Source organism: Achromobacter aegrifaciens, from assembly GCF_902859735.1.
Taxonomy (GTDB): domain Bacteria; phylum Pseudomonadota; class Gammaproteobacteria; order Burkholderiales; family Burkholderiaceae_B; genus Achromobacter; species Achromobacter aegrifaciens.
The window spans coordinates 47,265-59,892 of record NZ_CADIJY010000015.1; the positions used below are offsets into that span (position 1 = coordinate 47,265).

A 12,628-nucleotide genomic window follows, 5' to 3' on the forward strand; every position below is an offset into this window, starting at 1 on the left:
TGGCGCTCGTCCGGGTGTCGGCAGGCGTTGCGGCAATTGCCTAGCGGCGCTTGAGGAAACCGTCAGGAGCCACGGTAATCTGCAGCTTGTCGGGAATCGTCCGGTCGATTTCGAATTCGGCATGCGACTTCAGGTATTCCCATACCGCCGTCTTCGGGTTGTTTCCAGGGCTCCAGGGGCGATCTGGAAACATGGAAGCGGGCAGGTCTTCGATAACGGTATCGAATACGACGCAATAGCTGCCAGGGCTGGTCAAAGGCGCATACGCTTCCAACTCTGCAAGAACATGCTCATGCGTATGGTTGCTGTCCAGGCAAACCAGGATCCGTTCAAAACCCGCAGCGACCGCAAGGACTTGCGCGACAGTTTCAGGGGCGATACTGGACCCTTGGATCATCTGTATGCGCGTAGCCATGGGATGCGCCTCGATGGCGGCGCGGTTATGGTCGCGAATGTCGATGTCCACCCCGAGTACTTTCCGTTTTGATTGCCTGGGGTCGATCGTCGTGCCGCTTTCGATGGCGTCGGCCATGTCCAGGAGGGCGAGCATGGATGCGCTGAACACCAGCGATCCGCCTCTTGCGATGCCCGTCTCTATGATCAGATCTGGCTTGATCGCCCAGACCAATTCCTGCATTGCGACGATGTCCTGCGGATACTGAATGATCGGCAAACCTAACCAATCGAAATGGTAGGAGTACTTCTGGCCATTTGCGGCTTGCAGCCACGAGGATGTTTTTCTTCCAAGATCCGAATCTTCTCCCATTTGTTGTATTTCATGGGTGCGTGATTCTCGGAAAATTGCTGAGTCGTCCATTGATAATCCAGTTATTGATGGCTGGTGTACTTGATAGTTCTGGCCGGATTGCCGACCACAACGGAAAAATCCGGAACGTCTCTTAACACCACTGAGCCTGCACCTATGATGCAATTGGCCCCGATTTTCACTCTTGGAAGAATGCAGGCGCCGGCGCCGATCATGGTGTTTTCGCCGACCGAGACACAGCCGCATAGCGTCGCGCCCGGGGCGACATGAACGCCGGGGGAGAGCAGGCATTCGTGATCGATGTTTGCGGAACTATTGATGACGCAATCGCGCATCACGCGCACGGCAGATCCGATCATGCTGTTTGCCAGAAGCTGGCAGCCCTCAGAAATTCGCGCCGAGGGTGTGACGTATGCGGTTGGGTGGATCAGGGGCGGCAAGGTGAAGCCGTGATCCCGCAACAGATCCGAGATGCTCTGCCTGTCCGCCCCCCGGCTACCCCCGATGGCGACGGCGGCCTGGCGACCTCGACGGCTGTCCTGCGCTTGAACCCAGTTCTTCAGGGCTTGCGCGCCGTGATAGAGCGGCACGCCGTCAAGCACGGAAGTAGCATCCGGATTGTTGTCAAACAAGGCAATGACGCGTTCGCCTTTCAAGGAAAGCAAGTCCGCCAGCACGAGCGCGTGGCCCGCGCTTCCCCATATCAGGTAGCCGTTGTCGGTCTTCATCGGAGCATCTGGTGAAGCACGTCGATTACCCGCGCAATCTGCGTGGCGTCCATGTCGTGGTAACTAGGCAAATTGATCGCGCGTCCCGGGATGGACCACGCATGCCTGTTGCTGGGTACCGGCGTGAACATTTCCAGGCTGGATAGCGGCCAGAAAAACACGCGCGCATCCACGTTCTCGGCGGTCAGGGCGGCCTGCAGCCTTTCCCGGCTGACCCCGGTGCGTTCGTCGAACACCGCCGTGGGCATCCATGCGCCATTGATCGTGCCTGCGGGTTCGGGGTTCATCGATATGCCGTCCAGCACGCTCAAGCCGCTTCGGTAGGCCGCCAGGATTTCGCGCTTGCGCGCGATCAGCTCGTCGATGCGTTCCATCTGTGCGCAACCGAGAGCCGCCTGGATGTTGGAGAGTTTGTATTTGTATCCGACCTCATTCGGCCAGAATTGCTTCGTCTCGCCCCGCGCGCGGCCATGATTGCTCAAGGTCAGCACCCGTTCGTACAGATCGGCGTCCTGAGTGACAAACATGCCGCCTTCGCCCGTGGTCATGGTCTTGGAGCCATGAAACGAGAACGACGCAAAACGTCCCATGGAACCGGCGCGCTTGCCATGATAGACAGACCCGATCGCTTCGGCGGCATCTTCGATCACGGGGATGTTGTGGCGCTCGCCGATCTCCAGCAACGCGTCCATGTCACAGAGATTGCCATACAAATGAACAGCCACGATGGCGCGGGTTCGCGGGGTGATGGCGGCTTCCACCGCCCGCGGGTCTATGCACCAGGTGCTGGGCAAGATATCGACGAAGACTGGTTTGGCCCCCAAATGCACAATTGGCGAGGCCGTTGCGATCCAGTTGGTGTCGGCCAGGATGACCTCATCTCCCGGACCGATGCCTAGCGCCGCCATCCCCAGGTGCAGGGCGCCTGTGCAGCTTGAGGTGGCCATCGCATGCTCGACGCCCAGGTGTTCCCGGAATGCCTGCTCGAACCGCCCGATGTATTCGTAGCAACGATCGCCCCAGCCATGGGCTGCCGCATCCGTGGCGTAGCGCACTTCCAGATCGGTAATTGACGGCTTGGTGTAATAGATGTGGGATTTCACACAATCTCCAGTTTCGGCACTGCCACCACGAACTTCGTTCCCTGCTCGGCAAGGCCCCGGTTTTGTTCCTTGACCTCCGCCGCGATGTTCCACGGCAGGATCAACACATAGTCCGGCCGCTGCGAGGCCAACGCCTGCGGCGCAAGTATGGGGATGTGGCTGCCTGGCAGGTACATGCCTTGCTTGGCCGGCGCCGCATCGCAGACGAATGGCAGCAGGTCGGGTTTGACGCCGGCGTAGTTCAGCAGCGTATTGCCCTTGGCTGCCGCGCCGTAGGCCGCCATGGTCTTGCCCAAACGCTTTTGCTCGATCAGGAAGGCCAGCAGATCGTCCTTGACGCGGTCGGCGCGCGCCTGAAAGGCCTGGTACGTGGCCAGGTCCAGCAGGCCTCCTTCCTTTTCCAGCCGCAGCACGCGCTCGACGTCGGGCTGCTGTTCGAGCGCCGCCGCGGCGTGGCAGCCGTAGATCCGCACGCTGCCGCCGTGCGTGGGCAGCTCCTCGATGTCGTAGATGCGCAGCCCGCAGGCTTCGAAGATCCGTCGCACCGCATGCACGGAAAGGTAAGAGAAATGCTCGTGATAGATGGTGTCGAACTGGTTGTTCTGGATCAGGCGCAGCAGGTGCGGGAACTCGAGCGTGATGGTGCCTTCGGGCTTCAGGGCGGCGGCCAAGCCCCGCGTGAAGTCGTTGATGTCGGGCACGTGCGCGTAGACGTTGTTGCCCGCGATCAGGTCGGCCTGACGGCCCTCGTTGGCCAATTGGCGGCCCAATGATTCGCCGAAGAACTCGCGCAGCACTGGTACGCCGATGCTTTCGGCCGCCGCCGCGGTGCTGGCCGTCGGTTCGATGCCCAGGCAGGGAATGCCGTCGGCGACGAAATTCTTCAGCAGGTAGCCATCGTTGGATGCGACCTCGATCACGAAGCTCTCTGTGTGCAGTCCGAGACGTCGGGTCATGGCTTGCGCATACTGGCGCGCATGGGCCAGCCATCCGCTGGACGTGCTGGAAAAGTAGGCGTATTCCGGGCCGAACAGTTCGTCTGCCTGCGAGTAATCCTCGGTTTGCACCAGCCAGCACTGGTCGCAGACGCGGGTGCTCAGCGGATAGTAGGTCTCGGGCTGTGTGAGATCCTCGGCTTTCAAGTAGGCGTTGGAGGGCGGAGCGTAGCCCAGGTTGAGGAATGCATGACGCAGCAAGGCGCCGCAATGACGGCAATTCATTGATTCAGGTCCAATCCGGTAAAGTCCTCGGGCAGCCTGGGAAACGCTCGATCGCGTTCAGATTGCAGGGCGAGGGGCAGGGGCCATTCGATCGCGAGCGCCGGGTCGGTGGCCGATATGCCGCCTTCGGCCTGGGCGGCATAGGGTGCGGAGTGTAGGTACAGCAGTTCGCAGTCCTCGCTCAGCGCCTGGAAGCCGTGCGCGAACCCCTCGGGAATCAGCAGGGCGCGGGCGTTGTCGGCCGATAGCTCGACGGCGTGCCATTGCAGGAAAGTGGGCGACCCGGCCCGCATGTCCAGGGCCACATCCCATACCGCGCCGCGCACGCAGTTCACGAGCTTCATCTCGGCGTGCGGCGGGCGTTGGAAATGCATGCCCCGCACCGTGCCTTTGATGCGGGTCCAGGTGTGATTGATTTGCGCAATGGGTTTGCGCCAGCCGGCCGCGGCCAGTTCCTCGGCGCAGAACAACCGTGACAGGAAGCCTCGTTCATCGCCTAGGCGCTGGCGCTCGATGACATGCAAGCCCTCGATGCCGGTTTCTGTGACCGCAAAACGGCTCATGGCGCTGCTCCCAGCGCCTCGAAAGCCTGAATGTCAACCTCGCATAGCGCACGGGCATCTGCACCCGCGCGCTGGTTGCGGTACCAAGTCATGGTTCTGCGGATCGACGTCTCCAGGTCCCAGCGCGGGTGCACGTTCAGCGTTTCGCGCGCCCGGGCGATCTCCAACGCCAGCCAGCCGGCCTCATGCGGCCCTTCGGTGCCGTCGCCCCACTGGATGTCGCCGTGGCCGTAGGCCTGCCGCGCCAGGGCGATGACCTGCCGCACCGTGGCGGCCTCGTGCGTGTGCGGGCCGAAGTTGTATGCGGCGGCGGGCGCCGACCGGGCATGCAGGGCTTGAGCCAGGCGCAGATAGGCGCTTACCGGTTCCAATACGTGTTGCCAGGGCCGGATGGCCTGGGGGCGGCGTATCGGCAAGGGGTGACCTGATTGCCAGCAACGGACCGCATCGGGGATCAGCCTGTCGGCCGCCCAATCGCCCCCGCCGATCACATTGCCTGCGCGCGCCGACGCCATGGCCACGCCTTGGGGGGCAAGCCAGGTGTCGCGGTAGCTGGCTATGACCAGTTCGCTGGCCGCCTTGCTGGCGCTGTAGGGGTCGTGCCCGCCCAACGCATCGTCCTCGCGGTAGGGATAGGCATGTTCCAGGTTGCGGTAGACCTTGTCCGTCGTCACCATGACCGCGGCCGCTACGCTGTCCAGGCCGCGTAGCGCGTCGAGCACATGCGCGGTACCCATGACGTTGGCGGCGTAGGTTCCCAGGGGATCCGCATATCCGGTGCGCACCAGCGCTTGCGCGGCCAGGTGGAAAACGATTTCGGGCCTGGATTGACGGATCTGGTCGGCCAAGCCGTGTGCATCGCGGATGTCCATGTAGTGGCTGTCGCAGAGATCGCCGACCCGCGCCAGCTCGTACAGATTCGGTTCGCCGGCCGGCGCCAGGGCGATACCCGTTACCTGGGCGCCCAGGCGATGCAGCCATAGGGCGAGCCAGCTTCCCTTGAAACCGGTGTGTCCGGTCAGCAGCACCCGCCGGCCTTGCCAGAAGGCGGGATCGGGATTGGCCAGGACAGTGTCGTCCGGCTGTTTCACGCCCAGACCTTCCACGGCGCTTGACCCGACGCCCACAGGTCTTCCAGCAGGTTCTTTTCCCGCAAGGTGTCCATGGGTTGCCAGAAACCCTCATGTTCGAATGACATCAATTGACCGTCGCGCGCAAGCGAAGTCAGCGGTTCGCCCTCCCAACTGGTCTGGTCGCCCTCGATACGATCCAGGCAGGCGGGCGAAAGCACAAAAAAGCCGCCATTGATCAGGCCGCCGTCGCCGCGGGGTTTCTCGGTGAAGCCCGTCACCTGATTGCCCTCGCGCTTGAGCGCGCCGTAGCGTCCCGGCGGCTGCACCGCCGTTACCGTCGCCAGGCGGCCGGCCTCGCGGTGAAAGCGGATCGACGCGCCGATGTCCACGTCGCTCAGGCCGTCTCCGTAGGTGAAGCAGAAAGCGTCGTCATCCTTGACGTAGTCGCGCACGCGTTTCAGGCGTCCGCCCGTCAAGGTGCTTTCGCCCGTGTCGACCAGCGTCACCCGCCAAGGTTCGGCGTGCCGCTGGTGAACTTCCATGCGATTGGTGCTCATGTCGAACGTGACGTCCGACATATGCAGGAAGTAGTTGGCGAAGTACTCCTTGATGACATATCCCTTGTAGCCGCAACAGATCACGAAGTCGTGAATGCCATGATGCGAATACATCTTCAGGATGTGCCACAGGATGGGCTTGCCGCCTATTTCCACCATGGGCTTGGGCTTCAGGTGCGTTTCTTCGGAGATCCGGGTGCCCAGACCCCCGGCCAAAATGACTGCCTTCACGTCGATGCCTTTGAAGAAGGAATCCCGTCCTGCTCTCAGATCGCGCGGCATCTGGAAGGGCCGGGAAACGGCTCTAAATTTCGTGATGCAGTATAGGAAAAGCTACCCCCAGTCAATCTATGGAAAAAGGGGTGGAAAACCCAGGTTGATGGAGCGCATGGAGCCTTGAGTTTCCCTGCTGAAGCCCGGGCCCGATCGGTGCCAGGCCCCTGGCGTTCCTGGGCCAGCAACACTGGCTGGCAGTCCCCGTCCAGCGGGGTCAGGCGGCAGTCTGCCCGTCGCGTTCGCGGAACGCCGCGGCGCAGCTTGCGCAGATCGCCGCCGTGATGCCCTGGCGCGCATGCTCGCGCCGCTCCAGCATGCCGATGGCGCGCGCCATCGGTCCCAGGTCCTGGGGCAGGGTGAGAATCCGCAGTTCCGGGCTGTGCTGCCAGTTGGAGCCGTTGATCAGCGGCAGCAGCGTCACGCCGACCTCCTGGCGCACCAGCTCGACCAGGGTCTCGATGGCGTTGAGTTCCAGGTATTCGTTCAGCGGCACCGCCAGGCGGCGCAGCAGCCGGTCTATTTGCAGGCCGGTGCGCTGGGTGCGGTCAAAGCGCAGGAAGGGGTTCTGCGCCAGTACCTGGCGCGCGTCTTCGCCCGGCGCCGAGCGCGGGGCGATGACGACCAGCGGCTCTTCATATAGCGCGGTCCAGCGGGTGCTGGCCATCTTGCGCCCGGCCTCCACCAGGAAGGCCGCGTCCAGCTCGCCGTCCTCGACCTTGCCCGCCAGCTCGCTGGCCTTGCCCGACAGGATGCGCACGTCCAGCTTGGGGTGCTGCTTCTTCATGCCCGACACGACCTTGGACAGGGTCCCCATGCACGACACGATGCTGCCCACGGCGACCGACCCGGCCAGCTCGCCGGGCACGGTGCGCGGTAGGCGCATGCGGTCGTAAAGATCCAGCAAGTGCTTGATTTCCGGCAGTAATTCCCGGCCGGCGGCATTCAGGATGGCGAGCCGTCCGCTGCGGTCGAAGAGTTCGCGGCCCAGTTCCGTTTCCAGGGAGCGCATCTGGAAGCTGACCGCGGCCTGGGTCAGCGCCACCTGTTCGGCCGCTTCGGAGAAGGAACCGTGGTGCGCGACCGCCAGGAAAGTGCGCAGAAAACGGATGGTACTCACAAAAATCTCTTTTATGACGGAACAAAATTTCAAATTGATTTAATTAAACCACGGGAGTAACTTCGGCCGCTTACCCGTTATGAGACTAGCCACATGAAATCCTTCGACTGGGGCAACCCGTATCCTTCCGTCCGCATTCCGCTGTTCGCCCGCAACGTGGTGTCCACGTCGCATCCGCTGGCGGCGCAGGCAGGGTTGCGCATGCTGCTCAAGGGCGGCAATGCCGTGGACGCCGCCATCGCTGCGGCCGCCACCATCGTCCTGGTCGAACCCGTGTCCTGCGGCCTGGGCGGCGACTGTTTCGCCATCGTCTGGGACGGCAAGGAATTGCACGGCCTGAACTCCTCGGGCGTGGCCCCCGCGGCCTGGAGCACCGAATACTTCAAGCGCAAGCACGGCGTGGGCGCCGACGGCCTGGCGATCCAGCCCAAGCGCGGCTGGGACGCCGTGACGGTGCCGGGCGTGGTGGCCGGCTGGGCCGCGCTGCATGAAAAACTGGGCAAGCTGCCGTTCGAGCAATTGTTCGAACCCGCCATCGAGATCGCCGAGCGCGGCTACGCCGTGCCGCCGGTGGTGGCGCACAAGTGGGCCGCAGCCGCCGAAGAACTCAAATCGCAACCGGGCTACGCCCAGGCCTTCCTGCCCGAGGGCCGCGCGCCCAAGGTCGGCGAACACTTCCGCTTCCCGGACGCCGCCAACACGCTGCGCCGCATTGCCGCTTCCAAGGGCCGCGACTTCTACGAAGGCGAACTGGCCGAGCGCATTGCCGCCTTCAGCCAGGAATGCGGCGGCGCCATGACCCTGGAAGACCTGCGCAACTACCGCCCGGAATGGGTCAAGCCCATTTCCAAGTCCTACCGCGGCTACGAGCTGCACGAGATCCCGCCGAACGGGCAGGGCATTGCCGCGCTGATCGCGCTGGGTATCGTCGAACGCTTCGACATGGCCGACATCCCCGTCGATTCGGTACAGTCGCAGCACATCCAGATCGAAGCCATGAAGCTGGCTTTCGCGGACCTGTACAAGTACGTGGCGGACCCGCGTTCCATGCAGGTGACGCCGGAACAGATGCTGTCCGACGCCTACCTGGACAGCCGCGCCAAGCTCATCCGCCTGGACCGCGCCACCCATTTCGAGGCGGGCCGTCCGCACGCCGGCGGCACCATCTACCTGACCGCCGCCGATGAAAGCGGCATGATGATCTCGTTCATCCAGTCCAACTACATGGGCTTCGGCTCGGGCGTGGTGGTGCCGGGCACCGGCATCAGCATGCAGAACCGCGGCGTGGGCTTCTCGATGGATCCAAAGTCGGCCAACGTGGTCGAAGGCGGCAAGCGTCCGTTCCACACCATCATCCCGGGCTTCCTGACCCGCGGCGGCAAGCCGGTCATGAGCTTTGGCGTGATGGGCGGCGACATGCAGCCGCAAGGCCACATGCAGACCGTGGTGCGCATGCTGGACTATCACCAGAATCCGCAGGCCGCCTGCTGCGCGCCGCGCTGGAAGGTCAACCGCGATTTCACGCTGGACATCGAGACCAATATGAAGGCTTCCACCATTGCGGGCCTGAAAGACCTCGGGCATGCTTTGAAGTCGGTCGACGATCCGTACATGGATTTCGGCGCGGGCCAGTTCATCTGGCGCATGTCCGAAAACGACAACGAGCTTGGCTACGTCGCCGCCAGCGACAGCCGGCGCGACGGTCAGGCGGTCGGCTTCTAATACGCAATAGCGCAGCCACAAGGGGAATCTAAATAATGAAACGCTTGACCTTGACCTTCGGCGCCAGCCTGCTGGCGCTGGCCGCGGGCGCGGCTTCCGCCCAGAACATCCGGATCGGCCTGCAGGAAGATCCGGACGTGCTGGACCCGCACCGGGCGCGCACGTACGTGGGCCGCATCGTCTTCACCTCGCTGTGCGACAAGCTGATCGACATCGATCCCAAGCTGCACTTCGTGCCGCAACTGGCCACCTCGTGGTCGTTCAGCCCCGACAACAAGGTGCTGACCTTCAAGCTGCGCGAGGACGCGCTGTTCCATGACGGCTCCAAGTTCGATGCCGCCGCGGCCAAGGCCAACCTGGAACGCGCCATGTCCCTGCCGGACAGCCTGCGCAAGGGCGAACTGGCCTCGGTCGAAAAGGTCGACGCGCCTGATGCCACGACGCTGGTGCTGACGCTGAAAAAGCCCGACGCCACCCTGCTGGCGCAGCTGTCCGACCGCGCCGGCATGATGCTGTCGCCCAAGACCTTCAGCGACGACGTGGCCGCCGTGGGCCGCAAGCCCGTGTGTTCCGGTCCCTACAAGTTCGTCGAACGCATCCAGAACGACCGCATCGTGCTGGAGAAATTCGACCAGTACTACGACGCCAAGGATTTCGCCTTCAAGCGCGTGACCTTCCTGCCGATCCCGGACACCACCGTGCGCCTGTCCAACCTGCGCGCGGGCGACCTGGACATGCTGGAGCGCCTGAATCCCTCCGACGTGCCGCAGGTCAAGAGCGACGCGAGCCTGACCTTCGCGCCGGTGGCCGGCCTGGGCTTCCAGCAGTTCATGTTCAACGTCGCCAACGGCAAGCGCGCCGAGGACAATCCGTTCAAGAACAAGCTGGTGCGCCAGGCGTTCCAGTACGCCATCGACCGCAACGCCATCAGCGAAGTGGCCGGCGGCGGCATCTTCGATCCGGCGCAGCAGCCGTTCCCGCCCGCCAGCCCCTACCACAGCGACAAGTTCCCGCCGACCAAGCGCGACGTCGCCAAGGCCAAGGCGCTGCTCAAGCAGGCGGGCTTTGACCGCGTGAAGGCCGAGGTCATGTTCGGCAACAACACCACCACGTCCTCGATCGCCGAGATTGTGCAGGCCATGGCGTCCGAGGCGGGCTTCGACCTGTCGCTGCGCCCGACCGAGTACGCCGCGCTGCAAAAGGAATCGGCCGGCGGCAACTTCCAGGTCGTGATGCTGGGCTGGTCGGGCCGGGTCGATCCGGACGGCAACATCCACGCCTTCGTCACCTGCAAGGGCGCGCTGAACGATGGCCACTACTGCAACCCGGAAGTGGACAAGCTGCTGAACGAGGCCCGCACCGTGCCCGACGAGGCCAAGCGCCGCGCTATCTACGACCAGGCCCAGACCATCATCCAGGACGAATTGCCCGGGGTGTATAACTACTACCAGCCCTGGCCCTTCGCCATGGCCAAGAAGGTCAAGGGCTTCACGCCTTATCCTGACGGCATGATCCGCCTGAAAGGCGTGACCTACGCGCAGAAGTGATCGCGGCGCGGCAGTCAAGCGCCGCGCCAGCCGGACGCGCCTTGCGCGTCCGGTTGTCGTTTGCGGCGGCTGGGCGCGGTTTATCCTGCGCGTCCCGTCCGCCGTTCCTGTCTTACGGTTTCTCATATGCTTAAACTCATCTTGCGCCGCGTGCTCGTCGCGATACCGACACTGATACTGGTGTCGATGATCGTCTTCATGCTGCAGAAAATCCTGCCCGGCGACCCGGTGCTGACACTGGCCGGCGAAGAACGCGATCCCGCCGTCCTGGACTACCTGCGGGACAAGTACCGCCTCAACGATCCGCTGCCCGTGCAGTACGCCGCCTGGGCCGCGCAGGTCGTGCAAGGCGACCTGGGCAAGTCGCTGCGCACTGACGTCCCCGTCACCACGCTGATCGGCCAGAAGCTGCCGGTCACGCTGCAATTGGCCGCCATGGCCATGTTCTTCGCGCTGCTGATAGGCATCCCCATGGGGATCGTCGCCGCGGTGCGCAAGGGCAAGCCCATCGAAATGGGCGCCAACATCGCCGCGCTGTCCGGCATGTCCATCCCCAATTTCTGGCTTGGCATCATTCTCATCATGGTGGTGTCGGTGCAATGGAAGCTGCTGCCGGCCTCGGGCTATGTGTCGCCGTCCGAGGACTTCTGGCTGTCGATCAAGACCATGCTGATGCCGTCCCTGGTGCTGTCCACGGCCATCGCCGCGTATCTGATGCGCCATACCCGTTCGGCCATGCTGGAAGCCTTGTCGGCCGATTATGTGCGTACCGCCCGCGCCAAGGGCGTATCTCCGCGCAGCGTGGTGCTGCGCCATGCCTTGCGCAATGCGCTGATGCCCATTGTCACGCTGGTGACGCTGCTGTTCGGGGAACTGTTGGCGGGCGCAGTGCTGACCGAGCAGGTCTTCACGATCCCGGGCTTCGGCAAGCTGGTGGTCGACGCCGTCTTCACGCGCGACTACGCGGTGGTGCAGGGCGTGGTGCTCTGCGTGGCGGTGGGTTTCATCATCATGAACCTGCTGGCCGACATCCTGTACATCCTGGTCAATCCCCGCCTGAGGCACTCATGAGCGCAATTCCTGCAACGGCCGCAGCCGTCACGCCGCCCCGCAGCCGCAACCGCGCCTGGGGCAAATTCAAGCGCAACCACATCGCCATGCTGGGCCTGGGGATCGTGCTGTTCTTTGTCGTGATCGCCATCCTGGCGCCGCTGATCGCCAGCCACGATCCCTTCCAGACCAGCTTCACCACCATCCGCAAGGCGCCTTCGGCGTCCTACTGGCTGGGCACGGATGAATTGGGCCGCGATATCTTCAGCCGCATGGTCTATGGCGCCCGCGCCTCGCTGATGGCGGGCCTGGTGTCGGTCCTGATCGCGCTGGCGGTGGGCGTGCCCTTCGGTCTTGCCGCCGGCTATTTCGGCGGCTGGACCGACAGCATCATTTCCCGCGCCACCGAGGCGCTGCTGGCCATTCCCTTCCTGATCCTGGCCATCGCGCTGGCCGCCTTTCTCGGCCCCAGCCTGACCAACGCCATGATCGCAATCGGCGTCTCGGCCGCGCCCAAGTTCATCCGCCTCACGCGCGGACAGGTGCTCGCAGTCAAGAACGAGGATTACGTGCAGAGCGCGCGCGCCCTGGGCGCGTCCGACCTGCGCATCATCGGCCGGCACGTGTTCCCCAACGTGATGCCGCCGCTGATCGTGCAGGCCACCATCACCATCGCCACGGCCATCATCGCCGAGGCCAGCCTGTCGTTCCTGGGCCTGGGCCTGCAGCCGCCGAACCCGTCCTGGGGCTCGATGCTGAACACCGCCAAGAACTTCATGACCCAGGCCCCCTGGATGTCCATCTTCCCCGGATCGGCCATTTTCCTGGTGGTGCTGGGCTTCAATCTGCTGGGCGACGGCCTGCGCGACGCGCTCGATCCGCGTCAGGAAAAGTAATCACCATGGC

General features: G+C 63.7%; 12 protein-coding genes. 4 read left to right on the plus strand and 8 right to left on the minus strand.

The features are described 5' to 3' along the window. Positions 1–40 precede the first annotated feature (40 nt). The 8 genes from HV766_RS26145 to HV766_RS26180 form a co-directional block, all read right to left on the minus strand. A complete protein-coding gene (locus tag HV766_RS26145; protein WP_175182107.1) occupies positions 41–817 on the minus strand; it encodes a cephalosporin hydroxylase family protein in 777 nt (258 codons plus the stop codon). An 11-nt stretch (positions 818–828) separates the two neighbouring features. Beyond that, positions 829–1,494, minus strand: a complete 666-nt coding sequence (locus HV766_RS26150) for an acetyltransferase (protein ID WP_175182108.1) — start codon at positions 1,492–1,494, stop codon at positions 829–831. Beyond that, complete coding sequence (locus HV766_RS26155; protein ID WP_175182109.1) at positions 1,491–2,597, minus strand: DegT/DnrJ/EryC1/StrS family aminotransferase; 1,107 nt, start codon at positions 2,595–2,597, stop codon at positions 1,491–1,493. Before HV766_RS26155 ends, HV766_RS26150 begins: the two co-directional genes overlap by 4 nt. Then, positions 2,594–3,817 (minus strand): class I SAM-dependent methyltransferase, encoded by a 1,224-nt coding sequence (locus HV766_RS26160; protein ID WP_175182110.1) that lies wholly within the window; start codon positions 3,815–3,817, stop codon positions 2,594–2,596. The genes HV766_RS26155 and HV766_RS26160 overlap by 4 nt, the downstream gene beginning before the upstream one ends. Then, positions 3,814–4,380, minus strand: coding sequence for a dTDP-4-dehydrorhamnose 3,5-epimerase (rfbC, locus tag HV766_RS26165; protein WP_175182111.1), 567 nt, complete (start codon positions 4,378–4,380; stop codon positions 3,814–3,816). The genes HV766_RS26160 and rfbC overlap by 4 nt, the downstream gene beginning before the upstream one ends. After that, complete coding sequence (gene rfbG / locus HV766_RS26170; RefSeq protein WP_175182128.1) at positions 4,377–5,447, minus strand: CDP-glucose 4,6-dehydratase; 1,071 nt, start codon at positions 5,445–5,447, stop codon at positions 4,377–4,379. The genes rfbC and rfbG overlap by 4 nt, the downstream gene beginning before the upstream one ends. A 20-nt stretch (positions 5,448–5,467) precedes the next feature. Beyond that, positions 5,468–6,241: a glucose-1-phosphate cytidylyltransferase gene (gene rfbF / locus HV766_RS26175; RefSeq protein ID WP_175182112.1), complete on the minus strand. Its 774-nt coding sequence runs from the start codon at positions 6,239–6,241 to the stop codon at positions 5,468–5,470. 259 nt (positions 6,242–6,500) lie between these two features. Beyond that, positions 6,501–7,403, minus strand: a complete 903-nt coding sequence (locus tag HV766_RS26180) for a LysR family transcriptional regulator (protein WP_175182113.1) — start codon at positions 7,401–7,403, stop codon at positions 6,501–6,503. A 93-nt stretch (positions 7,404–7,496) separates the two neighbouring features. Between HV766_RS26180 and ggt the strand changes: the two genes are divergently transcribed. From ggt to HV766_RS26200, 4 genes are all read left to right on the plus strand, one after another. Continuing rightward, a complete protein-coding gene (gene ggt, locus HV766_RS26185; RefSeq protein WP_175182114.1) occupies positions 7,497–9,125 on the plus strand; it encodes a gamma-glutamyltransferase in 1,629 nt (542 codons plus the stop codon). A 35-nt stretch (positions 9,126–9,160) separates the two neighbouring features. Next, complete coding sequence (locus HV766_RS26190) at positions 9,161–10,672, plus strand: ABC transporter substrate-binding protein (protein ID WP_175182115.1); 1,512 nt, start codon at positions 9,161–9,163, stop codon at positions 10,670–10,672. A gap of 126 nt (positions 10,673–10,798) precedes the next feature. Then, positions 10,799–11,743: an ABC transporter permease gene (locus tag HV766_RS26195; RefSeq protein ID WP_054456607.1), complete on the plus strand. Its 945-nt coding sequence runs from the start codon at positions 10,799–10,801 to the stop codon at positions 11,741–11,743. Then, positions 11,740–12,618: an ABC transporter permease gene (locus tag HV766_RS26200; RefSeq protein ID WP_054456608.1), complete on the plus strand. Its 879-nt coding sequence runs from the start codon at positions 11,740–11,742 to the stop codon at positions 12,616–12,618. Before HV766_RS26195 ends, HV766_RS26200 begins: the two co-directional genes overlap by 4 nt. Positions 12,619–12,628: the final 10 nt, after the last annotated feature.

What these genes read in the sequence shown, in the direction of transcription:
- HV766_RS26145 (WP_175182107.1), bottom strand. Translation starts at nt 817, where the DNA reads ATGGACGACTCAGCAATTTTCCGAGAATCACGCACCCATGAAATACAA.
- HV766_RS26150 (WP_175182108.1), bottom strand. Translation starts at nt 1,494, where the DNA reads ATGAAGACCGACAACGGCTACCTGATATGGGGAAGCGCGGGCCACGCG.
- HV766_RS26160 (WP_175182110.1), bottom strand. Translation starts at nt 3,817, where the DNA reads ATGAATTGCCGTCATTGCGGCGCCTTGCTGCGTCATGCATTCCTCAAC.
- rfbC (WP_175182111.1), bottom strand. Translation starts at nt 4,380, where the DNA reads ATGAGCCGTTTTGCGGTCACAGAAACCGGCATCGAGGGCTTGCATGTC.
- ggt (WP_175182114.1), top strand. Translation starts at nt 7,497, where the DNA reads ATGAAATCCTTCGACTGGGGCAACCCGTATCCTTCCGTCCGCATTCCG.
- HV766_RS26190 (WP_175182115.1), top strand. Translation starts at nt 9,161, where the DNA reads ATGAAACGCTTGACCTTGACCTTCGGCGCCAGCCTGCTGGCGCTGGCC.
- HV766_RS26195 (WP_054456607.1), top strand. Translation starts at nt 10,799, where the DNA reads ATGCTTAAACTCATCTTGCGCCGCGTGCTCGTCGCGATACCGACACTG.
- HV766_RS26200 (WP_054456608.1), top strand. Translation starts at nt 11,740, where the DNA reads ATGAGCGCAATTCCTGCAACGGCCGCAGCCGTCACGCCGCCCCGCAGC.